Annotated in this window: 23 protein-coding genes; 7 read left to right on the top strand and 16 right to left on the bottom strand. The window is 61.6% G+C overall.

Annotated features, from left to right (window positions below; translation table 11 throughout):
- The first annotated feature begins 141 nt into the window (after window positions 1-141).
- From metF to rhlE2, 3 genes are all read left to right on the top strand, one after another.
- Complete coding sequence (gene metF / locus PSUM_RS18940) at window positions 142-987, top strand: methylenetetrahydrofolate reductase [NAD(P)H] (RefSeq protein ID WP_020797416.1); 846 nt, start codon at window positions 142-144, stop codon at window positions 985-987.
- Between the two features lie 187 nt (window positions 988-1174).
- Entirely contained in the window at window positions 1175-1990 is an 816-nt protein-coding gene (locus PSUM_RS18935; RefSeq protein ID WP_020797415.1) for a substrate-binding periplasmic protein, read from the top strand.
- A 225-nt stretch (window positions 1991-2215) separates the two neighbouring features.
- Window positions 2216-4084, top strand: a complete 1869-nt coding sequence (gene rhlE2 / locus PSUM_RS18930) for an RNA helicase RhlE2 (RefSeq protein WP_083349849.1) — start codon at window positions 2216-2218, stop codon at window positions 4082-4084.
- 239 nt (window positions 4085-4323) lie between these two features.
- Here the strand turns inward: rhlE2 and PSUM_RS18925 are convergent, their stop codons facing one another.
- The 3 genes from PSUM_RS18925 to PSUM_RS18915 all read right to left on the bottom strand — a co-directional run bounded on the left by PSUM_RS18925 (window position 4324) and on the right by PSUM_RS18915 (window position 7871).
- Window positions 4324-4911, bottom strand: coding sequence for a YceI family protein (locus PSUM_RS18925; RefSeq protein WP_008057034.1), 588 nt, complete (start codon window positions 4909-4911; stop codon window positions 4324-4326).
- A 32-nt stretch (window positions 4912-4943) separates the two neighbouring features.
- The gene (locus PSUM_RS18920) at window positions 4944-5495 is read right to left on the bottom strand and encodes a cytochrome b (protein WP_020797412.1); all 552 of its coding nucleotides are present in this window, start codon (window positions 5493-5495) and stop codon (window positions 4944-4946) included.
- A 639-nt stretch (window positions 5496-6134) separates the two neighbouring features.
- On the bottom strand, window positions 6135-7871 hold the full coding sequence (locus tag PSUM_RS18915) for a flavin monoamine oxidase family protein (RefSeq protein WP_033044531.1): 1737 nt from the start codon (window positions 7869-7871) through the stop codon (window positions 6135-6137).
- A gap of 221 nt (window positions 7872-8092) precedes the next feature.
- On the opposite strand from PSUM_RS18915, the gene PSUM_RS18910 reads away from it, so the two are divergent.
- Both PSUM_RS18910 and PSUM_RS18905 read left to right on the top strand, forming a co-directional pair.
- Window positions 8093-9499 carry an adenosylmethionine--8-amino-7-oxononanoate transaminase gene (locus tag PSUM_RS18910; RefSeq protein ID WP_020797410.1) on the top strand — a complete coding sequence of 469 codons (1407 nt, stop codon included), beginning with the start codon at window positions 8093-8095 and terminating at the stop codon, window positions 9497-9499.
- A gap of 58 nt (window positions 9500-9557) precedes the next feature.
- Window positions 9558-10277, top strand: a complete 720-nt coding sequence (locus PSUM_RS18905; RefSeq protein ID WP_083349850.1) for a 16S rRNA (uracil(1498)-N(3))-methyltransferase — start codon at window positions 9558-9560, stop codon at window positions 10275-10277.
- Window positions 10278-10358: 81 nt separating this feature from the next.
- Here PSUM_RS18905 and PSUM_RS18900 read toward each other — a convergent pair whose 3' ends face one another.
- Genes PSUM_RS18900 through PSUM_RS18890 form a run of 3 tightly spaced genes read right to left on the bottom strand, consistent with a single transcriptional unit; the run spans window position 10359 to window position 12910 of the window.
- Complete coding sequence (locus PSUM_RS18900) at window positions 10359-11261, bottom strand: transporter substrate-binding domain-containing protein (RefSeq protein WP_020797408.1); 903 nt, start codon at window positions 11259-11261, stop codon at window positions 10359-10361.
- Between the two features lie 29 nt (window positions 11262-11290).
- Window positions 11291-11641 carry a RidA family protein gene (locus PSUM_RS18895; protein ID WP_020797407.1) on the bottom strand — a complete coding sequence of 117 codons (351 nt, stop codon included), beginning with the start codon at window positions 11639-11641 and terminating at the stop codon, window positions 11291-11293.
- Window positions 11642-11668: 27 nt separating this feature from the next.
- Window positions 11669-12910: a D-amino acid dehydrogenase gene (locus PSUM_RS18890; RefSeq protein ID WP_033043071.1), complete on the bottom strand. Its 1242-nt coding sequence runs from the start codon at window positions 12908-12910 to the stop codon at window positions 11669-11671.
- Between the two features lie 109 nt (window positions 12911-13019).
- Here PSUM_RS18890 and PSUM_RS18885 point away from each other — a divergent pair, with 109 nt between their 5' ends.
- Window positions 13020-13925 carry a LysR family transcriptional regulator gene (locus PSUM_RS18885; protein ID WP_020797405.1) on the top strand — a complete coding sequence of 302 codons (906 nt, stop codon included), beginning with the start codon at window positions 13020-13022 and terminating at the stop codon, window positions 13923-13925.
- Window positions 13926-13951: 26 nt separating this feature from the next.
- On the opposite strand, the gene trhA is transcribed toward PSUM_RS18885, so the two are convergent.
- Complete coding sequence (gene trhA, locus PSUM_RS18880) at window positions 13952-14569, bottom strand: PAQR family membrane homeostasis protein TrhA (protein WP_033043069.1); 618 nt, start codon at window positions 14567-14569, stop codon at window positions 13952-13954.
- A gap of 99 nt (window positions 14570-14668) precedes the next feature.
- Here trhA and PSUM_RS18875 point away from each other — a divergent pair, with 99 nt between their 5' ends.
- Window positions 14669-15589, top strand: coding sequence for a LysR family transcriptional regulator (locus PSUM_RS18875; protein WP_033043068.1), 921 nt, complete (start codon window positions 14669-14671; stop codon window positions 15587-15589).
- 113 nt (window positions 15590-15702) lie between these two features.
- On the opposite strand, the gene madM is transcribed toward PSUM_RS18875, so the two are convergent.
- The 9 genes from madM to mdcA form a co-directional block, all read right to left on the bottom strand.
- A complete protein-coding gene (gene madM, locus PSUM_RS18870) occupies window positions 15703-16467 on the bottom strand; it encodes a malonate transporter subunit MadM (RefSeq protein ID WP_020797401.1) in 765 nt (254 codons plus the stop codon).
- A 1-nt stretch (window position 16468) separates the two neighbouring features.
- The gene (madL, locus tag PSUM_RS18865) at window positions 16469-16885 is read right to left on the bottom strand and encodes a malonate transporter subunit MadL (RefSeq protein ID WP_020797400.1); all 417 of its coding nucleotides are present in this window, start codon (window positions 16883-16885) and stop codon (window positions 16469-16471) included.
- A gap of 63 nt (window positions 16886-16948) precedes the next feature.
- Window positions 16949-17860 carry a malonate decarboxylase subunit epsilon gene (gene mdcH, locus PSUM_RS18860; protein ID WP_083349851.1) on the bottom strand — a complete coding sequence of 304 codons (912 nt, stop codon included), beginning with the start codon at window positions 17858-17860 and terminating at the stop codon, window positions 16949-16951.
- Complete coding sequence (locus tag PSUM_RS18855) at window positions 17857-18477, bottom strand: malonate decarboxylase holo-ACP synthase (RefSeq protein WP_033045268.1); 621 nt, start codon at window positions 18475-18477, stop codon at window positions 17857-17859. Before PSUM_RS18855 ends, mdcH begins: the two co-directional genes overlap by 4 nt.
- Window positions 18471-19274 (bottom strand): biotin-independent malonate decarboxylase subunit gamma, encoded by an 804-nt coding sequence (gene mdcE, locus PSUM_RS18850; RefSeq protein ID WP_033045266.1) that lies wholly within the window; start codon window positions 19272-19274, stop codon window positions 18471-18473. The genes PSUM_RS18855 and mdcE overlap by 7 nt, the downstream gene beginning before the upstream one ends.
- Complete coding sequence (locus PSUM_RS18845; RefSeq protein WP_033045264.1) at window positions 19271-20122, bottom strand: biotin-independent malonate decarboxylase subunit beta; 852 nt, start codon at window positions 20120-20122, stop codon at window positions 19271-19273. Before PSUM_RS18845 ends, mdcE begins: the two co-directional genes overlap by 4 nt.
- Window positions 20115-20414: a malonate decarboxylase subunit delta gene (locus PSUM_RS18840; protein WP_020797395.1), complete on the bottom strand. Its 300-nt coding sequence runs from the start codon at window positions 20412-20414 to the stop codon at window positions 20115-20117. Before PSUM_RS18840 ends, PSUM_RS18845 begins: the two co-directional genes overlap by 8 nt.
- Window positions 20414-21289 (bottom strand): triphosphoribosyl-dephospho-CoA synthase, encoded by an 876-nt coding sequence (locus tag PSUM_RS18835; RefSeq protein ID WP_033045263.1) that lies wholly within the window; start codon window positions 21287-21289, stop codon window positions 20414-20416. Before PSUM_RS18835 ends, PSUM_RS18840 begins: the two co-directional genes overlap by 1 nt.
- Window positions 21289-22959 carry a malonate decarboxylase subunit alpha gene (gene mdcA, locus PSUM_RS18830; RefSeq protein WP_083349852.1) on the bottom strand — a complete coding sequence of 557 codons (1671 nt, stop codon included), beginning with the start codon at window positions 22957-22959 and terminating at the stop codon, window positions 21289-21291. The genes PSUM_RS18835 and mdcA overlap by 1 nt, the downstream gene beginning before the upstream one ends.
- Window positions 22960-23142: the final 183 nt, after the last annotated feature.

The raw sequence follows: 23142 nt of genomic DNA, 5'->3' as shown, positions 1-23142 counted from the left end.
CCTTGTGGGAGCGGGCTTGCTCGCGAAGGCGGTTTATCATTCGACATTAATGTTGTCTGACGCACCGCTTTCGCGAGCAAGCCCGCTCCCACATGGGGATGTGCATGTCTTCCAGGCTTACGTGTTTCCAAGGATATGACCATGTCCCAAGATCGTCGCTACAGCTTCGAGTTCTTCCCTACCAAGACCGATGCTGGGCATGAAAAGCTGCTTGCCACTGCCCGCCAGTTGGCCACGTACAACCCCGATTTCTTCTCCTGCACCTACGGTGCAGGTGGTTCGACCCGTGATCGCACGCTCAACACCGTGTTGCAGCTCGAGAGCGAAGTCAAAGTTCCGGCCGCACCGCACTTGTCGTGCGTCGGCGACAGCAAGGCTGACCTGCGCGGCCTGCTGAGCCAGTACAAGGCCGCCGGCATCCAGCGCATCGTCGCCTTGCGCGGTGACCTGCCTTCAGGCATGGGCATGGCCAGCGGTGAAATGCGCCACGCCAACGACCTGGTCGAATTCATCCGTGAAGAGACTGGCGATCATTTCCACATCGAAGTTGCCGCCTACCCGGAGATGCATCCTCAGGCACGCAATTTCGAAGACGACCTCAACAACTTCGTGCGCAAGGCCAACGCTGGCGCCGACAGTGCGATCACCCAGTATTTCTTCAACGCCGACAGCTACTTCTACTTCGTCGAGCGCGTGCGGGCCAAGGGTGTGAACATTCCGATCGTGCCGGGGATCATGCCGATCACCAACTACAGCAAGCTGGCACGCTTCTCCGATGCCTGCGGTGCGGAAATCCCGCGCTGGATCCGCAAGCAACTGGAAGCCTACGGTGACGATACCCAAAGCATTCAACGCTTCGGCGAGCAAGTCATTACCGAGATGTGCGAACGCCTGCTGCAGGGCGGCGCGCCAGGGCTGCACTTCTATACACTGAACCAGGCTGAAGCGAGCCTGGCGGTTTGGAACAACCTGAAGTTGCCGCGTTAAACACAGCAAGATCAAAAGATCGCAGCCTGCGGCAGTGCCTACAGGGAATACACATTCCAATGTAGGAGCTGCCGAAGGCTGCGATCTTTTGCATTCAACGCACGTTTACTGTGATGCAACACGCGGAGTTAGAGCATCTGCTGCCAGTTTCTGGCTCTTTCGCGTTTCTCGTCGTAATCTCAAGCCCATGCCTTTGATCACGCAGTTCGTCGCCCTGCTTGTTTTCACTTGCCTTAGCTTTGCCGCTAGGGGCGAGAAGCTGCGCATTGTCACCGAACCCTGGGCACCATACGTGTACGAGGAGAACGGCAAGGCCCTGGGGCTGGACTACGAAACCACCGCCATCGTCTTCAAGCGCCTGGGCATCGAAGTGGAATGGCAATTCCTGCCATGGAAACGCTGCCTTTCGATGCTGGAAACAGGTCAGGCCGATGGCGCGCTGGACATTTTCCATAGCGATGAACGCGATGCGACCCTGCTCTACCCCAGCGAACCGCTCTCGGAAGTCCAGTTCGTGATGTTCTACGCCAACGCCAGGCCCCATCCGTTTCGCACCCTCGACGAACTGCGCGGCCTGACCATCGGCATCTCTCCTGGCTACCTGTACAGCGAGGATTTCAGGGACTCGACCCTGTTCACCCGGGAACCTGCGCCGAGCCACGAAGCGAACTTCGGCAAACTGGTGCGTGGGCGGATCGACCTGCTGATCACCGACCGCAGGGTGGGCCAGCATTTGCTCGACGAACTGAATATCCGCAACATAATTACCGAAAACCCCACTGTCATCAGTCAACAGAGCCAGTTTCTGGCGGTGCGCCGCAATGCCGGCATGGACTTGCTGGTGCAGCGTTTCGGCGCCGAGCTCAAACGTTTCAAGCGCGAACCCGCGTACGCCGAGCTCAGCGCCCGATATGGCGCCGCACCGGCCGCTACAATCAACGTCGGGCGGACCACGGCCAACACGGAAAAAACCGTTGAGCAGCAGGAAAGCGGCGCGCAGTGATTGCTCTGTTATACTCCGGCCTTCCCGCCAGGCTCACGCCCGGACGCTCGGAACCGTTCAAGGCATCTCGAACCCGCTACAGCGCAGCTTTTCAGCCCGCGCGAGCGCTCCAGACGAGCCTTCGTGACCGAAGCAGGACCGGACGGGATTGCGTTCCTCATAAACGCCATTCGCGCCAGGCAAGACTCCCATTGGGCCAAGCCCTAACTTAAAACAGGATTACTCATGTCCTTTGCTTCCCTCGGTCTCTCCGAGGCTTTAGTCCGCGCCATCGAGGCAGCGGGCTATACCGAGCCTACTCCGGTGCAACAGCGGGCCATTCCCGCCGTGTTGCAAGGTCGCGACATGATGGTCGCGGCACAGACAGGTACTGGTAAAACCGGCGGTTTCGCCCTTCCGATCCTGGAGCGGTTGTTCCCCAACGGTCACCCGGACAAATCCCAGCGTCACGGCCCGCGCCAACCGCGCGTACTGGTCCTGACCCCTACTCGCGAACTCGCGGCGCAAGTGCACGAAAGCTTCAAGGTCTATGCCCGTGACCTGAAGTTCGTCAGTGCCTGCATTTTCGGTGGCGTCGGCATGAACCCGCAGGTCCAGGCCATGTCCCGTGGCGTAGACGTGCTGGTGGCCTGCCCTGGCCGCCTGCTCGACCTGGCCGGCCAAGGCAGCGTTGACCTGTCCCACGTGGAAATCCTCGTACTGGACGAAGCCGACCGCATGCTCGACATGGGCTTCGTCCATGACGTGAAGAAAGTCCTCGCCCGTTTGCCGGCCAAGCGTCAGAACCTGCTGTTCTCGGCGACGTTCTCCAAGGACATCACCGACCTCGCCGGCAAGCTGCTGCACAACCCGGAACGCATCGAAGTCACGCCGCCGAACACCACGGTCGAGCGCATTGAACAGCGCGTATTCCGCCTGCCGGCCAGCCACAAGCGTGCGTTGCTGGCGCACCTGATCACCGCTGGCGCCTGGGAACAGGTGCTGGTATTCACCCGCACCAAGCACGGCGCCAACCGCCTGGCCGAGTACCTGGACAAACACGGCCTGAGCGCCGTCGCGATCCACGGCAACAAGAGCCAGAACGCGCGCACCAAAGCCCTGGCCGACTTCAAGGCCGGTACCGTGCGCATCCTGGTTGCCACCGACATCGCCGCTCGCGGCCTGGACATCGACCAGCTGCCACACGTGGTCAACTTCGAACTGCCGAACGTCGATGAAGACTATGTGCACCGCATCGGCCGTACTGGCCGTGCCGGTCGTTCGGGCGAGGCGATCTCGCTGGTGGCCCCGGACGAAGAAAAACTGCTGAAAAGCATCGAACGCATGACCAAGCAGAAAATCGCCGACGGCGACCTGATGGGCTTCGATGCCAGCGCCGTGGAAGCCGAGAAACCCGAAGCTCGCGAGCGTCCGGACATGCGCAACCCGCGCAATCCACGTGGCCCGCGCGGCGATGGTCCGAATGGCGGCGGTGGTGGTGGCGGTCGCAAGGACAAAGGCAAGGACAAGGGCAAGGAAAAACCGGCGGGTGAGCGCGGTGAGCGTCCAGCCCGTCAGCAGAAGCCCCGTGAAGGCACCCCGGCCCGCGAACAGCGTCAGCCAAGCCAGCCGCCGCGTGCCGCAGCTGATCGTGCGCCGGACGAGTTCCTGGACGACGATATCGATAACTTCGGTAACCGCGTCGACTATGTTCCGCAGCAGAAACCGGCCCAAGGCCGCGGCCGTCGTCCGGGTGCTCCGGCACAAGGGACAGCCGCAGGCGCTCCACGTGGCGGCAAGCCGCAGGGCGGTCGCCAGAACGGTCCGCGCAACAGCGATGGCGCCAGCACCGGCACCCCGCCAGCCAAGCGCAGCGGTCCACGCAGCGGCGCTCCACGTGATGGCCAGGCCCGTCGCGAAGACTCGCGCAACCGCCGCCCGGCCCGTGACGATCAACCGCGTTCGGAACCGGCCGTGCAGAACCCGCGTGGTCCGGCGCCGAAGATCATGCACAAGGAGTCGAAGGCCGATCGCTTCCCGACACCTGAGCAACTGGATCAACTGCCAAGCCGTCCTCGTGGCGAAAAACCGGCATTGCTGACTCGTAATCGCTGAGTTATCGCTGAAATGAAAAATGCCCCGCATCGAAAGATCCGGGGCATTTTTTTGAGCGATACAAAACCTGTAGGAGCGAGCCTGCTCGCGATGGTCGTGAACGATAACGCGTTAAACCAGATGCCCAGTGGCGCCTATGGGTTTTTCGCGAGCAGGCTCGCTCCTACAGGGGTTTGTGTACGGCAATAAAAAACGCCCGCGCTCGTGAGAGCGGCGGGCGTTTTTGTCAGCGGCGAAAATTATTTCGCTTTGACACCTTCAAAGGTCACGTACATTTCAACTGCATCGGACGATGGGCCCAGGTCTTTCTGCTTGCCGAAATCGGAACGCTTGAGGCTGAAGGTACCCTCGAAGCCTGCACGGTAGCCGCCCCATGGATCCTTGCCTTCACCCAGGAAGGTAGCCTTGACCACGATTGGCTTGGTCACGCCAAGGATAGTCAGGTCGCCAGCCACGTCCGCAGTGTCCTTGCCAGCGGCGTTTTTGCCGGTTGGCTTGACGCTGGTGGAAACAAAGGTGGCTTTGCTCCCGTTCAGGAAGTCTTTGCTGGAGATGTGCTTGTCACGCTCAGCGTTGTTGGTGAACACGCTGGCGGTGTTTACGTTGAACTCGATCTTGCTGTCTTCAGGCTTGGCAGCGTCAAAGCTGAACTTGCCGTCGATGTCCTTGAAAGTACCGGTGATGAAGCTGTAGCCCAGGTGGCTGATCTTGAAGTCAACGAAGGCGTGCTGGCCTTCCTTGTCGACCACGTAGTCAGCGGCCATGACGCTACCGGCGGACAACAGGGCGGAACTGATTGCCAGAGCGGCCAGAGTCTTTTTCAACATACATTGTTTTCCTTTGGAGTCGAGGTTGAACTTCAGGCTTTGCGACCCAGCATTCGCTTGAGGGTCACATCACGGTCGATAAAGTGGTGCTTCAATGCTGCCAACGCATGGAGGCCGGAAAAAATTACCAGTATCCATGCCAGCCAGAGGTGAATCACACCGGCGGTATCTGCCTGGTCCGGTAGCCCGGACACCAGCGCAGGCACTTCAAACAAGCCAAACACCGGGATACCGACACCTTCTGCGGTGGAAATCAGGTAACCGGCAATCATCACAGCGAACAGACTGAGATACAGAAAGCCATGGCCGAACTTGGCGCCCAGGCGCGTCATGCGGCTGTAGCTGGACAGGGTCGGCGGCGGCGGACTGATGAAACGCCACACCACCCGCAACACCATCACACCCAACAACACCAGGCCGATGCTCTTGTGCAGGTCCGGTGCGTCTTTGCGCCAGGTGCTGTAGTAGTCGAGCCCGACCATCCACAACCCCAACGCGAACAGGCTAAAAACCGCCAGCGCCACACTCCAGTGAATGAAAATGCTGACCCAGCCGTAGCGGGAAGTAGAATTTCGTAGCTGCATTGCCCAGATCCCTGTAAGTGCTGGCCCAAGACTATCGATTTATCTATCGGATTAAAGCGGAAAATTTCGCTTTGAAATATCGAGAAATGCGATCAATAGCCTAAATCACGCGGGTTAAGGAAAGATTAAAGTCGAAATTGTGAAAAGAAGTGAATACAAACCAGAGAACACCTGTATCAAAAGGTTTATTCGATTTCTTGCCTCATTTTTTCAAGCGTAAAAAAAAACGCGGCCTTGAACCGCGCTTTTTTGTGCTTGAACGCTACGTAGACTTAGCGGGGCGATATCGACCTTCCTAATTGTGGTACACGGAAGGGGGCTGCAGACAGTCAGGATTGTACGGATCCATATCGCATTTATAGGCCAGTTCATGCCCGTATCCCCGGCGATATCCCTCATGAAATATCTCCGCATTTGCACAACCAAAAAGGGTTACCAATATGATGATTACCGTCAGTTCTTTCATATGCTCTCCAGTTTTTGAAGAGCATGGGCCCAAGATCAAGCTCTACCCATCACCCCCTTCTGATTCGCTTGTGGGAAGTCTCTGATATCGCTGGCGCATGTAGGACGGGAGACAACGCCGAGATCTGGCAAAAAAAAACGCGGCCCATGAGCCGCGTTTTTTACGCCTGAACGTTACTGGGCCTTGGTAACCGTGGTCGCCGCTGGCTTCTTGGTCGGTTCGGCCTTTTTCGCCGGTGCCTTGGCCGACGTTTTCTTCGCCTCGGTCTTCTTCACTGGCGCTTTTGCCGGTGCTTTCTTCGCAGGCTCGGCTTTCACCGGTGCCGCAGGCTTCGGCGCTTCGACCGGAGCAGGTGCAGGGGTCGGCGCCGGGGCTGGTGCGGGAGCCGGTGCGACGGGTTCTGGTGTCTTGATCGGCTGTGGCTTCTTCTCGTCATCCGAGCCGCCGAACAGGTTGCTGAAGAAGTTGCCCTTCTTCGCTGCCACCGCGCCGGCTGCAGCGGCAGCGGCTACTGGAGCGGCTTTCGCCGGGTCAAACGACTTGCCCGCCGCCAGGTCTTCAACCTGGCTGGCCGCACGCTGACCGGTGCGCAATGCGCCTTCCAAGGTGCCCGGGTACAGGGTGTCAGTGTGTTCGCCAGCAAAGGCTACACGCTGAACCGGACGCTCCCACAGACGCCAGAACTTGCTGATCTGACCCGGGCCGAAGGCCAGGTAAGCGCCGCCCATCGAAGGGTCGGTGCTGTAGCGACGGATTTCATAACCGGTAAACGAACCGCGTGCCTGTGGGTAAAACGCGTGCAGGCGGATCAGTACCTGATCGACCATCTGCTTGTCGCCGAACGCCTGCATGACCCGCGAGTTGTCGCCGGACAGGTTGATCACCACGTTGGCGCCGCCCTTCAGCGCCGGCTCGACCCACAACATGCCCAGGCCGGTGTTGCTGTAGATCTCACCGGACATGCGCGCCTTGCTTTCCCACACTGGCGTCTTGAACTTCAACATGATCTGGTCGCGCCAACCGTAGTTGGTGCCCTTGATCGCGGCCTGGTGCTGGGCGTCCAGTGCCGGGGTCATCTGGATCTTGTTCAGGGCACGCAAAGGCACGGCCACCACAACGTAGTCAGCCTGGTAGCCAACGCTGCCGACCTTGACGGTGACGCCGTCCTTGTCCTGGGTAATGGCCGAGACCGGGGAGCTGGTCTTGATGGTTTTCAGTTCTTTGACGAAGGCCTGGGCCAACACCGGGCTGCCACCGACCAGGCGCGACGCGCGCAGGTCACGGTCGGAAACGCCACGATAAACGCGACTCTGCTGTGCGAAGTACAGCAGCGAGATACGCGAAGGTTCGTCATAACGGGTACGAATCTGCTGGTTCACCAACTGACGGGCAGTGGCCGGCAGGCTCAGGCGATCGAGCCAGTTGGACACGTTGATCTGGTCCAGGGCGTGCAGCGTGTTGTTGGCTGACGGGTTTTGCGGGTCTTCGATCGAGCGCGCCAGGTCGTCCACCGTCTTTTCGTAGCGCTTGAGCGCTTCGGCAGTGGTTGGATCCTTGGTGGCCAAGTCGGCCGCGGTGTAATACACACCGTCGATCAGGTAGCCCGGGGTGCGCACGAATTCAGGTGCTGGCGTGGTGCTCAGCTTGAACGTCGAGATGTACTTGTTCAAGACCGGCTGGGTCTTGTCGTTGCCGATCCACTCACTGGTCGCCATGCCGGAGCGGCCGCCCAGGCTCGGCTTGGCTTCCAGCAGCGTGACCTGCCAGCCTTTTTTCTGCAGCTCGTAAGCAGCCGTGAGGCCCGAGACCCCGCCGCCGATCACGATCGCGGTTTTATCCTTGGCCAGCGCAGACACGCTGAACAGCCCCAACATCACCAGCGCACAGGCGCGCAGCCAACCGACAGACATTCAGCGAACTCCGGAAATACAGGAAAAATAGCAGTTTTTGCGAGCCAGGCGGCTCCAGAACCGCGAAGGATACGTCAGCCGCCAGACGCCTGCCAGCAACGTCTACCGTCCTATACAAAGTAGCTCAAACAACACAATGGGTTGTTCCCGAGGCACGCATTGCATAGGCTTGCGCGATTGTATGTCCGCGCACGACACGGACCGCCTCGAGGAGACTGAACATGGGCCTGAATAATCAGTGGATGCAACGCGATCTCGCGGTGTTGTGGCATCCCTGCACCCAGATGAAAGATCACGAACAACTGCCGCTGATCCCGATCAAGCGCGGTGAAGGCGTGTGGCTGGAGGATTTCGAAGGCAAGCGCTACCTCGACGCGGTGAGCTCCTGGTGGGTGAACGTGTTTGGCCATGCCAACCCGCGTATCAACCAGCGCATCAAGGACCAGGTCGATCAACTGGAACACGTGATTCTCGCCGGGTTCAGCCATCAGCCGGTGATCGAGTTGTCCGAGCGCCTGGTGAAGATGACGCCGGAGGGCCTGACTCGATGCTTCTACGCCGATAATGGTTCGTCCTGCATCGAAGTTGCGCTGAAAATGAGTTTTCACTATTGGCTCAACCGCGGCCTGCCGAACAAGAAGCGCTTTGTTACCCTGACCAACAGCTACCACGGCGAAACGATGGCGGCGATGTCGGTGGGCGACGTGCCGCTGTTCACCGAAACCTACAAGGCGCTCCTGCTCGACACCATCAAGGTGCCGAGCCCCGATTGCTATCTGCGCCCCGAGGGCATGAGCTGGGAAGAGCACTCGCGCAACATGTTCGCCGCCATGGAGCAAACCCTGGCCGAGAACCATGACACCGTTGCCGCGGTGATCGTCGAGCCGCTGATCCAGGGCGCCGGCGGCATGCGCATGTACCATCCGGTGTACCTCAAGCTGCTGCGTGAAGCCTGCGACCGCTATGGCGTGCACCTGATCCACGACGAAATCGCCGTGGGCTTCGGCCGCACCGGGACGATGTTCGCCTGTGAACAGGCGGGTATCCGGCCGGACTTCCTCTGCCTGTCCAAGGCCCTGACCGGCGGCTACCTGCCGCTGGCGGCGTGCCTGACCACCGATGACGTCTACAGCGCCTTCTACGACGATTACCCGACCCTGCGCGCCTTCCTGCATTCCCACAGCTATACGGGCAACCCTTTGGCATGCGCGGCGGCCCTGGCGACGCTGGATATCTTCGAAGAAGACAAGGTCATCGAAAACAACAAGGCGCTGGCGCAGCGCATGGCCTCCTCCACTGCACATCTGGTCGACCACCCTAACGTCAGCGAAGTGCGCCAGACCGGCATGGTGCTGGCCATCGAGATGGTCAAGGACAAGGCCAGCAAAGAGGCCTACCCATGGCAGGAGCGTCGCGGCCTGAAGGTGTTCCAGCATGCACTGGAGCGAGGTGCCTTGCTGCGGCCATTGGGCAGCGTGGTGTATTTCCTGCCGCCGTATGTGATTACCCCGGAGCAAATCGACTTCCTCGCCGAGGTCGCCAGTGAGGGCATCGACATTGCCACTCGCGATAGCGTCAGCGTGGCGGTGCCGAAGGACTTCCACCCCGGTTTCCGCGATCCGGGCTAGCGTTCGCCTGCTCGTTCCCACGCTCTGCGTGGGAACGATCCAACTACAGAGATTTAGCATGAGACTGTCCCGCTTCTTCATCGACGCCCCCCTGAGCACCGGCGAGCACGAATTGCCCGAAGCCCAGGCCCATTACATCGGGCGCGTGCTGCGCATGGCCGAGGGTGATGCGTTACAACTGTTCGACGGTTCCGGCCATGAATTTCGCGGCACGCTCGTTGAAGTCGGCAAAAAAAGCGTGATAGTCCAGATCCATGAGGAGTTTGCCGGCCAGGTGGAATCGCCGTTGCAGATCCACCTCGGCCAGGGCTTGTCCCGTGGCGAGCGCATGGACTGGGCGATCCAGAAAGCGACTGAATTGGGTGTCACGCAAATCACGCCGATTTTCAGCGAACGCTGCGAAGTGCGACTCAAGGACGAACGCGCCGACAAACGCCTGCTGCACTGGCGCCAGGTAGCGATCAGCGCCTGCGAACAATGCGGGCGCTCACGGGTGCCGGTGATTCATCCGCCGGTGCTGTTGGCCGACTGGTTGAAACAGACTGAGGCTGAACTGAAGCTGGTGCTGCACCCGGTGGCCGAGCCATTGGTCAGCCATGCCAAGCCTTCAAGCCTGGCCTTTCTGATCGGCCCGGAAGGTGGTTTGTCCGATGCCGAAGTCGATCTGGCCAAGGCCAGCGGCTTCCGCGCCGCCCGCCTCGGCCCGCGAGTGTTGCGCACCGAGACCGCGCCGGTGGTTGCACTGGCGGTTGCCCAGCAGCTCTGGGGTGATTTCTAAAAAGATCGCAGCCTGCGGCAGCTCCTACAGGCTGGAGCGCAATCCCGTGTAGGAGCTGCCGAAGGCTGCGATCTTTTGACTTTATTGCACCGGATCACTCACCGGCTTGGCAATGATCGCCTTGAGTTCGCTGGTCATCGGGAACTCAAGGTTCAAACCCTTCGGCGGGATCGGCTGCTCGAACCAGCGCTGGTAGATGCCATTGATCTCGCCCGAGCTGTACAGATCCGCCAACACGCCGTTGACCAGGGCGAGGAACTGCGGGTCGTCCTTGCGTACCATGCAGCTGTAGATCTCCCGCGATTGCTCCTCCCCGACCACCACCCACTTGTGCGGGTCATTGGCCTTGGCACGCTCGCCGTAGAGCAGCGCGTCGTCCATGTAGAACGCCGCGGCCCGGCCCGATTGCAGCATCTGGAAGGCTTCCCCGTGGTCCTTGGCGCTGATCACGAACATGTCGATCTTGTGATCGACGTTGTAGCTTTTGAGGAAGCGCTCGTTGGTGGTGCCGGCGGTAGTCACCACGTTCTTTCCGCGCAGGTCGGCAAAACCTTTTATGCCGCTGTCCTTGGCGGTGAGCAACTGGCCTTTGACGTAGATGAAGCCATAGGAGAACGCCACCTGTTTCTGCCGTTCGGCAGTGACGCCGGTGGAACCGCATTCCAGGTCCACGGTGCCATTCTGTACCAATGGAATGCGGGTCTGAGAGGTTACCAGGTTGTACTTCACCTTCAGGTCAGGCCGCGCCAGTTGCTGCTGGATACGCTCGACGATCTTGCTCGCCAGATCCACCGAGTAACCCATCGGCTTGCCGCTGTGATCACCCACGTAGGAAAACGGCACCGACGCATCGCGATAACCCAGGGTAATGCTGTTGGTGCTGGCGATCTTGCCCAGGGTGCCGGTCAGCGGCGTTTCATTGGCCTGTACCTGACTGCCTAGCAACAGGCCGAGGCTGCAAGCGAGCAACGTGATTTTTTGCATTGTTATTCTCCGTTGTGGGTGTTGGTTTATCAGGCGCGTGCAGCGATGACGGTGATTTCCACAAGCACCTGCGGGCGGGCCAGTTCGGCCTGCACGGTGGTGCGGCTCGGGGCCTGCCCGGGCGATAACCAGGCCGACCAGACCTCGTTCATCGCGGCGAAATCCTCGGTGATGTTCTTCAGGTAAATGGTCGCGCTGAGCAGATGATCCTTGTCGCTGCCAGCCTCGGCCAGCAAGGCGTCGATTTTCCTCAGTACTTCCCGGGTCTGTCCGCTGGCATCCAGGGCATCGCCCGGTACCTGCCCGGAAAGAAACACCAGATCGCCAAAAGTCACGGCGCCTGACAGGCGCGGGTTGCTGTGCAGTCGGGTAATGCTCATTGCAGTGTCCTCTTCAGAAATGGCTATTCAGGCGGCCCGGTGATTGAACCCCTGCAGGTCGATGGAAGGTGGACGCTCAGCGATCAACTCGCTGAGCAATCGCCCGCTGCCGCACGCCAGGGTGAACCCCAACGCACCGTGGCCGAGGTTGAGCCACAGGTTGCGATAGGCCGTCGCGCCCAGCAACGGTACGCCGCTGGGGGTGGCCGGGCGCATGCCGGCCCACTCGACGGCTTGGTCATAAGCGCCGGCATTTGGAAAGGTGTCCTGGGCCTGACGCTTGATCAGTGCCAGGCGCTTGGGGTCCAGCGCAGGGTCGAAGCCGACGATGTCGACCATCGCCGCCACGCGCAATTGCTCGCCGATGCGGGCGTAGACGATCTTGCGATCGTAGTCGGTGATGCTCACGTCCGGCACCCGGTGACCGACGCCGATGGGCACGGTCAAGCTGTAGCCCTTTAGCGGGTACAGCGGCAGTTGCAGCCCGGGCAGCGCCAACAGCGGACTGCGGTGGCCGGCAGCGATCACCAGTTGCTCAACCGGCAGCAGGTGTTCGCCCAACTCGATGGCGTTGACGCTGCCGTGTCCATGGCGAATCCCGGTCACTGCTTGACCGAGACGAAACTCGCAACGACCGGACGCTTGCAGCCGGGCGGCCAGTTGCTGGCAGAAACCGTGGCAATCGCCGACCTCTTCGTCCGGGGTGTAGATCGCCCCGACGAAGGGTGCATCCATCAGCGCCGGCTCCAGCTGCGCGCATTCGGCCGCCGACAACACCTGCTGTTGTTGCGGGTCGGCCAGCCCATGGCGCGCATGTTCGAAGCTGCTGTTCTGGCGGAACGTCACCAGCTTGCCATTGCGCCGCCACTGGAAACCCGCCAGTCCATCGTCCTCGCGCCAGGACTTCAACGTGCCCTGGCTCAGGAGCGCCAGGCGCAGCAAGTGGGCGGCGTTCGCGCGGTTGACCGAGTGGCGGCAGGCCCCGAGGAACGATGCCATCCAGCGCCATTGCGCCAGGTCGAAGCGCGGACGCAGCTTCAGCGGTGAATCGCCGCGTAACATCCAGCCGATGGCCTGTAATGGCACACCGGCGTCGGCCAGGGGTGCGACATAGCGATAAGACAACTGGCCGCCATTGGCGAAACTGGTTTCGCTGCCCAATGAGTCCCGAGCCTCGACCACCGTGACCTCAAAGCCGTCGCGCACCAGCGCATAGGCCGTAGCCAGGCCAATCACGCCACCGCCGATGATGCACACTCGCTGAGCCATGTCCGTCCTTAAAACCGTTGTGAAGACAAGGCCGAGGTTAGAGCCAGGTGACAGACGTTGAACAATGCATAAATATGTCAACCCCATAAACAAAGGTTATGGACTTGTCATGCGTCTTCGCCATATCGAAATTTTCCAGGCCATCCGCCAGACCGGCTCGATCAGCGCGGCCGCACAGTTGCTGCACGTCTCGCAGCCGGCGGTGAGTAAGGTGTTGCAGCACGCCGAGCAGCAATTGGGCTTCCCGTTGTTCCTGCGGGTGCGCGGCAAGTTGCAGGCGACGCCGGAAGCGCTGGAGCTGGAGCGCGAAGTGGACAAGGTCAGTGAAAGCCTGCAAGGCGTACGACGCCTGGCCCAGAGTCTGCGTCGCGAGCCGGGGCACAGCCTGCGCATCGGCGCGACCCCGGCACTGGCCCTGTCATTGCTGCCGCCGGCCATTCACGAATGGACCGGACGCTACCCGGACATCGTCTGCGAGTTGTCCAGCGCCCACAGTCGCGAACTGGTGCAGAACCTGTTGATGCGCGAAGTGGATGTCGCCCTGACCCTGCAACGCCCGGATCACCCGGGGCTCAAGGCCCAAGCCCTGGCGTGCGGCGTGCTGGTGGCGCTGGCGCCGATTGGTTACTGGCCGCCGCAAGAGGCAGGCAGGCCGTTACCGCTCATGGCGCTGGCGAATGCGCCCCTGATTGGTTTATCCAGTGCCGATCCGCTGGCCGCACGGCTCGACAGCTATCTGGAAGCCGTCGAACCACCTCCTCGCGTACGCATCGCCGTGCAGACCTACTCTCTGGCACGGGCGATGGTGGAATCTGGCGCGGGTGTAGCGGTGATCGATCCGTTCACCGCCCTTGGTGCGTCTCCCGACACCACAACGATTCGCCCTCTGGCGCCGCCGCTGCCCATCACCCTGTACGCAGTCACCCGCGCCGCCGAACCCCCGCCCCACACGTTGAATGACCTGTTGCAGGTGTTCGGCCGCCAAGCCCAGGAGCAATTGGATCGCCTCTGCTGAGCCTGAAACCTGCAAGGCCGTTTCGCCTACAAGACGTAAAAGAATATCGCCACGAAGTGCAGCAAACTCCCGGCAATCACGAACAGATGCCAGACCCCGTGGGCATGGCGCAGGCGATGGTCGAGGGCAAAGAAGATAATCCCCACGGTATAAAAAATCCCGCCCGACGCCAGCCACGCAAATCCGGCGCTGCCGAGCGCCGCCAGCAAGGGTTTGACCGCCACCAGCACGATCCAGCCCATGACCGCGTAGATCACGATCGACAGGATCCGCGCTTCCGATCTCGGCTTGATCTCTTGCAGGATGCCGATCAGCGCCAGCCCCCAGACGATCCCGAACAACGTCCAGCCCCACGGCCCGCGCAGGGTCACCAGGCAGAATGGCGTGTAGCTGCCGGCGATCAACAGGTAGATCGAAAAATGATCGACCTTTTTCATGATCGCTTTCTTGCGTCCGCGCACGCTGTGGTAGACGGTCGATGCGCTGTAGAGCACCAGCAAGGTAAAGGCGTAGATCGCCATGCTGACAATTTTCCACGGACTTCCGTCGAGGCTGGCGAGCACAATCAGCCACACACCGCCGACAAAGGCTGCCACTGCTCCGACCAGATGCGTCCAGGCGTTCAATCTTTCCCCGTGATACATCGTTTACCCACCTCGAAAATCGATAAAGCTCAATAGGGTGCGCTCCTACATACACCCACATACGTGCACAATCAGGTTATTCCAATAAGAGTCCACCCCATGTTGATCGATGAAGAGTTGACCCTGAAAAAACTCGAGGTGTTCCTGGCCTTCATGCGCACTGGCAACCTGGCCCGCGCCGCTGCCGAATTGCAGACCAGTAACGTTAGCGTACATCGGGCCATCCACTCCCTGGAAAGCGCCCTGCGCTGCCCGTTGTTCAAGCACGAGGGGCGCAACCTCACGCCGCTGGAAAGCGCCTACGTCCTGGAAGAACGGGCGCACAAGCTAATCCAGGATGTCGTGGAAACTGTGCGCCTGACCCGCGAAGCCGCCGGGTTTTCCGCCGAGCGCTTCAAGCTGGGCTCGCTGTATTCGCTGACGGTGAAGACCGTGCCGCAATTGATCATGGGCCTGAAGATCCGCCGCACCGAGCTCAATATCGACCTGATCCTCGGCTCCAATTTCGACCTGTTGTACAAGCTCAAGAACATGGAGGTCGATGCGATCCTGGTGTCCCTGGACGACAGCATCAACGATCCGGATCTGGAGCACTTGCCGTTATTCTCCGACGATATCTTCCTGGCCACCCCGGCGGATTCGAAGTTTGCACACAGAAGCGACGTCGACCTGGCCGAGGTCCGCGATGAAACCTTCATCACCCTGACCCAGGGCTTCGCCACGCATCAGGACGGTAAACGGGTTTTCGAGCAGGCGGGGTTCGAGCCGAAGGTGGCGATGCAGGTCAACGACATCTTCACCCTGCTGAGCATGGTCAGTTCGGGGGTCGGTTATGCGTTGCTGCCGGGCCGGATTGCGGCGGTGTACGAGAATCGCGTGAAGCTGATTGCGCTGCAGGAGAAGTACCGGTTGCAGCAGCACATTGGCGTGGTGTTCTTGAAGGCCAAGGAGCGTGATCCGAATCTGCTGGCGTTGCTGGCGGAATGCCGGATGTACGCCAATCGCCACGCCAACCAGTGATCGTTCCCACGCTCTGCGTGGGAATGCAGCCCGGGACGCTCCGCGTCCCATTCGAGAGCTGGAACGCGGAGCGTCCCTTGAGGCATTCCCACGCAGAGCGTGGGAACGATCAGTTAGCCAACAATCCCGCGAACAATGAAGTACAGCAACGAAGGCCCCAACAAGCACCCAAGCCCGGTGTGAAAGGTCGCCGTCAACGCCCCATAAGGCACCAGCCGTCGATCCGTCGCCGCCAGCCCCGCCGTCACACCGCTTACCGTACCGGCCAGGCCACCGAACACCATCGCCGAACGCGGGTTATCCAGGCCCATCCAGCGCGCCGCCATCGGCGTGCCGACCATCACCAGGATCGCCTTGATCAACCCGGTGGCGATCGACAGTGCCATCACATCCGAGGTCGCGCCAATCGCCGCACCGGTCACCGGCCCGACGATGTAGGTCACCGCGCCCGCGCCAATCGTGGTCATGCTCACCGCATCGCGATAACCGAATACCCAGGCCATGCATGCGCCGACAATGAACGGCAGCACCGTACCCAACAGCAGCGCGATCACGCCGATCAGCCCGGCTTTTTTCGCTTCGGTGGCCTGCACTTCGAAGGCCGTGGCGACAATGGCGAAGTCGCGCAGCATTGCGCCGCCCATCAGGCCGATGCCGGAGAACAGCGTCAGGTCCGCCAGGCCTTTTTGCCCGCCGGTCATGGTGCCGCCGACCCAGGCCAGCACCAGGCCGATGACGATGGCAATCGCTGAGCCGTGAATGCGTCCGAAGGTCAGGCGTTTGGAGAGGATGACCGACACCCACATGATCACGCCGACGAAGGCGAATGCGGTGACCAGGCCGTTATGTTCCAGGCCTTTCTCGATGAGATCCCACATATCAGCGACCTCCTACTGGTGTGCCGACGGGGGTAATTTCCGTGGGCTCATCGGGCAAGGGTTCACCTTTATGGGTCCGGCTGATCAAGGCAATGGTGCAGCCGCAGACCACCACCGAACCGATCGCCGCCAGCACCGCCACCGGACCGCCATGCAAGGCCGTGACCACGTTCTGTTGCGCGGCCATCGCCACCACCACGGGGATGTACATGGCACCCCAGAAGCCCACGCCCATTTCGCAATCCCTGGTCATGCCACCGCGTTTTTGCATCCACAGCCGCGCGCAGATCAACAGGATCATGGCGATCCCGACCCCGCCGACGTTGGATTTTACGCCCAGCAGGACGCCCAGCATGTCACCCATGATCACCCCTGCCAGCGTACAGATCGCGAGCAGCGCCACACCGTAAATAATCATTGTTGTCGTCCTCAAAGTGCATCGTCGAATGTTGTTCTTGTTGTTCGAAGCCTCAGGGTTGCTCTAGGGGTGGCGACATCCCTCCTCACGCAACAGCGCCTGCAGGGTATCGAGCCTTGCACCGTCGAACGCAATCACGGTGCCCTGTTCGAAGACCCGGCGCGCCAGCCCGGTCAGCACTGCACCGGGCGGCAGTTCGATCTGTAGACGTACGCCGCGCTCATACGCGCTTTGCACCGTGCCGCGCCAATCCACCACGCGGCACATGTTGAAGGCCAGGTCGTCGCGCAAGGCGTCAACCTTGATCACCGGGCGGGCGCGACTGCCGCTCAGGTAGCCGATCTTCGGCGTTTGCAGCTTCACCCTGGCGAACGCTTCGGCCAGGGTTTGCGCCGGTACGTCCAGCAGCGGGCAGTGCGACGGCACACTCACCGCCAGACGCTTGACCATCCCCGCCCCACGCGCCCTTGCCAGCTCGGCCAGCGCTTTCATCCCAGCGTCGCTGCCGGCAATCACCACCTGGTTATCGGCGTTGATATTGGCCAGGTAAACCGGTGTATCGACGCTGTGAACCCGGGCCAGCAAGCCCTCCACCACCGCCAGTTCCAGGCCGATGATCGCGGTCATCCCGTAGCCATGTGGATAAGCCTGCTGCATCAACTCGCCGCGCAGGCTGACCAGATGCAACGCATCGCTGAAATCCAGGGCACCGGCGACCACCGCGGCCGGGTAGGCACCAATGGACAGCCCGGCGACGTAATCCGCCGGCAATGACAACTGCCGCGCAGCCGCCACACCGGCGATCAGCAGGCAGAGCTGCACCGCCCTTGTCGATTGCAACGCCTGTGCAGAATCGAGCCGCCGAACGTCTTCGCCCAACAGGTCGCTGGCCTCGATCAGCGTGTCCCCAGGCAAACCCTGGAGCATGCCCGGCCGCTGCGCACCCTGCCCCGGGAACACCAGCAAACTGCTCACGCTGCCTGCTCCTGCGCGTTCCACGGGTCGACGACCAGGCAGGCCCCTGTTGCGTTCTTGAGCAAAACCCGAGAGGAAGAACCCGCCCACTCACGCAAGGCGACAGCGCCGAACGTGGTCTGCAATTGCATGTCCACCACACACGGCGCCGTATCGAGTAACGCCAGCAACTCTCGAGCCTGAACACGCGCCAGGGGTCGTGGTGTGCGCAGGATCAAATCCAGATCGCTGGCCTCATGCAAGGCTGCGACGCCACTGGCCAACTCGAAGCCGGCACTGCCGCTGACACCCCAGGCCCAACCGCAGGCATCGAGTACAGGGCGCAATTGAGCCAAGGCCTCAAACGCCGGCAAGTCACGGTGGCTCTCGACGTGGCAAAGCGCTTCCGGGCTGACACAACGGGTTACCGCGGCAATTGCCATCGACGTCCCATAGCGCTGTTCACGTAAACGTCCACGCACGCCGACCGCAATCCGATCCGCCGTCGACACCGCACGGCGCACCACCACGGGCTGACCGGCGCCGATCGACTCGACCGCCCAGGCAGGCGCATCCTCAGGCAGCTGCCGAGGAGTCATGCCCCAGAGCAGGTCGTGGGCCAGAAACCGGCTCACCATTGTTCTCTCAGTAACTGGCGGACCTTGCTCGAGGCCGCCCGATTGGCCGCCCCGAGGCGAGCGCTCAAATCAGTGCCCTTGTGCGCGACATCGGCAATCGCCTGCGTCAGGCACTCGCTCACCCGCGCCACATCCGCCGAGGTGGGCTGTTCGATCTGCTGCACCGCCAAGGTTTCCCAGAGCAGTCCGAGGCTGGCATAGCTGTCGATGTCATAGGCCATCGGTGGCACGCTGGCGGCCAGGGTTTCCAGCTCTTCGACACTACGCAAGGTCACCCGCGCCGCCGAAGCCTTGCCCATGGCATGCACCATCACCCCTGGATCGCGCAGGGCAATCAAGCGGTTGGCCTGATAACCGTGAGCCAGAAACGCCCCGGACATCGCCTTGCCCACCAGCAAGCCAATCACGGCATGACCGGCCAGCCGGGCGCGGGCATAACTGTCGGCGGCACCGGCCAAGGCTTGATGAATACCGAGGGCTTCTTCGCGGCGCCCGTAGGCCTGGCTCGGCACATCGACGATGGCGATCAAGGCGCGTTTTTGCAGCTTGTCCTGATCGGCAACGATGACGTCATTCACCGCCTTGGCCAGGCCCCAGCCTTCGAGCAGCCCGACTTCACCATGGCGGGCACGCACGAACCGGTTGTCTGGATCGGCCACCACGGCGATGAAGCGCGCGGGCTGTTCACCCACAAATCCATCCGCCACTTTCAGCGAGGCCGGCAAACCAGTGACCGGCCTGGCATCGCCGCTCAAGGCGTTGAACCAGTTCAAGCCCCTCAGGGAATACGAACTCATGAGCGCTCTCCTTGATACAGGTCGCGAACCGTGGCCGGCTCGATTTGCGGCTCGGCGTCCAGACGCGCCAGCCGTTGCAGAAACAGGTCGGCCTGAGTACTGCGTTGCTGCGCAGGCAAACCCTGCTTGAGCAATTCGCCGACCTGCCGACGAATCCGCGCCACGTCGTCTTCCACGTAGCGATCCACCAGACCCGTGGCGAAACGTTGCTCGCCGCCGGTCAGGCTCCAGATAAAGGGGCGATCGCGCGAGTCGTATTCCTCGAGCCCCGCCTCCTGTTCGATCACCTGGGGACCGTTCAGGCCCAGGCGAGCCTCCTGAGTCACCAGCAGGTAGCTGCACAAACCGGCGGCAATCGACATGCCGCCAAAACAACCGACGCTGCCCGCTACCACACCGATCACCGGTTGGTACTGGCGCAAATCGACGATCGCCGCATGGATATCGGCAATGGCCGCCAAGCCGAGGTTGGCTTCCTGCAGGCGCACACCTCCGGTTTCCAGTAGCAGCACGGCTCGGGTCGGGATGCCCTTGCGGTTATCCTCGGCAGCCAGTTCCAGTGCACCGGCAATTTTCGCCCCTCCGACTTCACCGAGACTGCCGCCCTGGAATGCCCCTTCGATAGCCGCGATCACTACTGGCAATCCGTCGAGGCTGCCCTTGGCGATCACCACGCCGTCATCGGCTTGCGGCACCACGCCCTGGCGCGCCAGCCACGGCGACATGATGCGTTGAAACGGATCGAGCAATTCGCGAAAGGTGCCGGTATCAAGCAAGGCTTTCGCCCGTTGCCGGGCACCGAGTTCAACGAAGCTGTGCTTGTTGAGAAGCGCTGCGCTGTCAGTCATGGCCGATCTCCTCGAAGCCCTGTTCCAGGCGCAGGCGGACTACCCCGGGGGTGGCGCCGAAATCGTGGATGTCGATGTCCATGGCCGGCGGGACCTGGCCGTCGAACATCCGTGCGAACAGGTGCTGCCAGCGTTGCTCGCTGCCGTTGACCGAGGTCTGCACGGTGATGCTCAGCTTGCCGGGTTGACCCGGTTCGATCAGCACTTCCAGATCGCCCGAGCCGACACAACCCACCAGCGTGCGACCGCGTGGCGGCTGCCCGGCGGGGAATTCAAAAGATAAGGTTTCCATTAAAACGCTCCCTGGGTAATGCGGTCGCCGGCCTCGATGCGGTCGATGAACAGGCAGGCTGCGAGCAAATCCGCAGCACCACCGGGCGAGGCATTCAATGCGATCAACTGTTGGTCCAGCTCATGCAGCCGACGACGCCCGGCGAGGCTGGCGCTGCCACCGGCGTCGAGCACGGCCTGGGCACCGAGTTGCATGGTGCTCAGGCCTTCCTCACCGGCGCGGTACAGCACGCAGGTGTCAGCCAGATTCGTCATGATCGCCAGCAACGCATCGAGCCGAGCGTTCTGTTCGCCATGGCCGACAGCGCGGCTGCGCTTGAGTTGCGGCAGTGCGCGTTGAATCACTGCCGGAAAACCGAGTTGCGCTTCCTCGCGGGCACCGCGCACACCGTAGCGTTGGGCGACTTGCGCACCGTGGCTCAGTGGACGCGGCGCATAACGGTCGTCGAGCAAGGCCAGGCGTGCCGCTCGCAAGGCGATGGCGCCAGCGGCGGTGGAATGCGGCTCCAGCGCAACAGCGGCGACCAGCAGGCCCAGCGCCCAGATGGCCCCGCGATGGGTATTCACGCCGTTGGTGGTGGCGAGCATCGCTTGTTCGCCTTCACGTCCGATCAGGCCAATCGCCTCGCGCAGCGGCAATCCAACCTCGCCCATCTCGATAGCGGCTTGCGCCATTTCCTTGAACGCCGGCCACAGGGCCAGCGCCGAGGCGTGCATCAGCCCCAGGTGCAAATCGGTGTGGGCGCCATTGCCGCGGCGGTCGACCAACGCCGGTTTTGGCGACAGGTCAGCCTCGTCGATGAGCGCATCCACCGCCAGGTCCGCCAGGCGTTCGGCCAGGCTCAGGGTTTTCGGTTGCAGGTTGAGTGCGTGCATTACCAGCTCCTGAACTTGGCGGGCGGGTTGTAGAGGCCACCAGACCACTCCACCAGGTCCGCTACGCTTTTGGCGGCGAGCAATTCACGGGTGGCGTCGGTACGGCGGATGCCGAGGTCTTCGGGCAAGGCGATCAAGCCTTCGCGGCGCATGCGCGCGGTGTCCTTGGGGTTGTGCCGCAGGCCGATGGCGGTCACGCCAGCGACGGCGGCGATCATGGCCTGGCGCTCTTGCAGCGTGCGGGCCTTGTACAAATAGGCGATGCCTTCTTCGGTCAGCAGGTGGGTGACGTCGTCGCCGTAGACCATGATCGGCGCCAGTGGCATGCCGCTTTTTTTCGCCACATCGATGGCGTCGAGGGTCTCGACGAAGGTCGGCTTTCCGCCTTCCTGAAAGGTCTCGACCATTTGCACCACCAGTTTTTTGCCGCGTTCGAGCATGGGTTGTGCAGTGTCGGTATGGCGCATGTCGAGCCAGGCTGGCGTGCCGTGCCGGCGACCGCGCGGGTCGTGGCCCATGTTCGGCGCGCCACCAAAACCGGCCAGGCGACCACGGGTCACGGTCGAAGAATGGCCGTCGCCATCGACTTGCAGGGTCGCGCCGATGAACAGGTCCACCGCGTATTGCCCGGCCAATTGGCTGAACATCCGGTTGGAGCGCAGCGAGCCGTCACGCCCGGTGAAGAACACGTCGGGCCGGGCGGCGATGTAGTTTTCCATGCCCAGTTCGGTGCCGAAGCAATGCACGCTTTCGACCCAGCCACTTTCAATCGCCGGGATCAGGGTTGGGTGGGGATTGAGCGTCCAGTTGCGACAGATCTTGCCCTTGAGGCCCAGGGATTCGCCGTAGGTCGGCAGGATCAGTTCGATGGCGGCCGTGTTGAAACCGATGCCGTGGTTGAGCGATTGCACGTTGTGTTTTTCGTAGATCCCGCGAATCGCCATCATCGCCATCAGCACGTGCACCGGCTTGATGTGCCGAGGGTCTCGGGTGAACAGCGGCTCGATGTAGAACGGCTTGTCCGCCACCACCACGAAGTCGACCCAAGAGGCGGGAATGTCGACCCGCGGCAATTCACTGACATCGTCCACCAGTTGATTGACCTGGACGATGACGATGCCGTCGCTGAAGGCAGCCGGTTCGATCAGCGCCGGCGTGTCTTCGGTGCTGGGGCCGGTGTAGATGTTGCCGGCGCGGTCGGCCATGAAGCCAGCGCTGAGTACCACGTTGGGAATCAGGTCGACCACCAGCCGCGCATAGAGCTCGATGTAGGTGTGGATGGCGCCGATTTCCAGCAGGCCGTCTTCGAGCAACTGGCTGATGCGCAGGCTCTGGGTGCCGGCGAAGGAGAAGTCGAGCTTGCGCGCAATGCCACGCTCGAACAGGTCCAGGTGCTCGGAACGACCGACGCTGGGCATGATCATGTGAAGGTCATGCAGCTTGCCCGGATCGGCCTTGGCCAGGGAACGGGAGAGAAAATCCGCCTGCTTCTGGTTATTGCCCTCCAGCACCACTCGATCGCCCGGCAGGATCAACGCCTCCAGCGCCGCCACGATCTTGTCGGTGGGCAACACCACACCGTCGGCCAGGTCTCGCACCAGCGCAAGACGTCGCTGCTTCTCGCTGCGCCGCCGCGTCCATCGCGAGTCGGGGGATATTGTTGTTGTCATGACCACTCCACGGGTTCGCTGTCGTGGGGTCACAGTAGGAGTGTTGGTGGGGGGTATCAATCAAGCAGAGGGGTGGATTGTTACGCTTAGGTTAATGGTTGACTATTCTGACGCCTTCGCGAGCAGGCTCGCTTGTATGGTAGGACTTGAAGGGAGGAGGAGGGACAAGGCTCGATTCTGACT

It is taken from the genome of Pseudomonas umsongensis (assembly GCF_002236105.1).
Lineage (GTDB): Bacteria > Pseudomonadota > Gammaproteobacteria > Pseudomonadales > Pseudomonadaceae > Aquipseudomonas > Aquipseudomonas umsongensis.
The sequence above is the reverse complement of the archived record's forward strand: the minus strand, read 5'-3'. Positions and strand labels throughout refer to the sequence as shown.

Bases quoted from the DNA above. Each gene is read 5' to 3' on its own strand.
- metF (WP_020797416.1), top strand. From the start codon at position 142: ATGTCCCAAGATCGTCGCTACAGCTTCGAGTTCTTCCCTACCAAGACC.
- PSUM_RS18935 (WP_020797415.1), top strand. From the start codon at position 1,175: ATGCCTTTGATCACGCAGTTCGTCGCCCTGCTTGTTTTCACTTGCCTT.
- rhlE2 (WP_083349849.1), top strand. From the start codon at position 2,216: ATGTCCTTTGCTTCCCTCGGTCTCTCCGAGGCTTTAGTCCGCGCCATC.
- PSUM_RS18925 (WP_008057034.1), bottom strand. From the start codon at position 4,911: ATGTTGAAAAAGACTCTGGCCGCTCTGGCAATCAGTTCCGCCCTGTTG.
- PSUM_RS18920 (WP_020797412.1), bottom strand. From the start codon at position 5,495: ATGCAGCTACGAAATTCTACTTCCCGCTACGGCTGGGTCAGCATTTTC.
- PSUM_RS18915 (WP_033044531.1), bottom strand. From the start codon at position 7,871: ATGTCTGTCGGTTGGCTGCGCGCCTGTGCGCTGGTGATGTTGGGGCTG.
- PSUM_RS18910 (WP_020797410.1), top strand. From the start codon at position 8,093: ATGGGCCTGAATAATCAGTGGATGCAACGCGATCTCGCGGTGTTGTGG.
- PSUM_RS18905 (WP_083349850.1), top strand. From the start codon at position 9,558: ATGAGACTGTCCCGCTTCTTCATCGACGCCCCCCTGAGCACCGGCGAG.
- PSUM_RS18900 (WP_020797408.1), bottom strand. From the start codon at position 11,261: ATGCAAAAAATCACGTTGCTCGCTTGCAGCCTCGGCCTGTTGCTAGGC.
- PSUM_RS18895 (WP_020797407.1), bottom strand. From the start codon at position 11,641: ATGAGCATTACCCGACTGCACAGCAACCCGCGCCTGTCAGGCGCCGTG.
- PSUM_RS18890 (WP_033043071.1), bottom strand. From the start codon at position 12,910: ATGGCTCAGCGAGTGTGCATCATCGGCGGTGGCGTGATTGGCCTGGCT.
- PSUM_RS18885 (WP_020797405.1), top strand. From the start codon at position 13,020: ATGCGTCTTCGCCATATCGAAATTTTCCAGGCCATCCGCCAGACCGGC.
- trhA (WP_033043069.1), bottom strand. From the start codon at position 14,569: ATGTATCACGGGGAAAGATTGAACGCCTGGACGCATCTGGTCGGAGCA.
- PSUM_RS18875 (WP_033043068.1), top strand. From the start codon at position 14,669: ATGTTGATCGATGAAGAGTTGACCCTGAAAAAACTCGAGGTGTTCCTG.
- madM (WP_020797401.1), bottom strand. From the start codon at position 16,467: ATGTGGGATCTCATCGAGAAAGGCCTGGAACATAACGGCCTGGTCACC.
- madL (WP_020797400.1), bottom strand. From the start codon at position 16,885: ATGATTATTTACGGTGTGGCGCTGCTCGCGATCTGTACGCTGGCAGGG.
- PSUM_RS18855 (WP_033045268.1), bottom strand. From the start codon at position 18,477: ATGGTGAGCCGGTTTCTGGCCCACGACCTGCTCTGGGGCATGACTCCT.
- mdcE (WP_033045266.1), bottom strand. From the start codon at position 19,274: ATGAGTTCGTATTCCCTGAGGGGCTTGAACTGGTTCAACGCCTTGAGC.
- PSUM_RS18845 (WP_033045264.1), bottom strand. From the start codon at position 20,122: ATGACTGACAGCGCAGCGCTTCTCAACAAGCACAGCTTCGTTGAACTC.
- PSUM_RS18840 (WP_020797395.1), bottom strand. From the start codon at position 20,414: ATGGAAACCTTATCTTTTGAATTCCCCGCCGGGCAGCCGCCACGCGGT.
- PSUM_RS18835 (WP_033045263.1), bottom strand. From the start codon at position 21,289: ATGCACGCACTCAACCTGCAACCGAAAACCCTGAGCCTGGCCGAACGC.
- mdcA (WP_083349852.1), bottom strand. From the start codon at position 22,959: ATGACAACAACAATATCCCCCGACTCGCGATGGACGCGGCGGCGCAGC.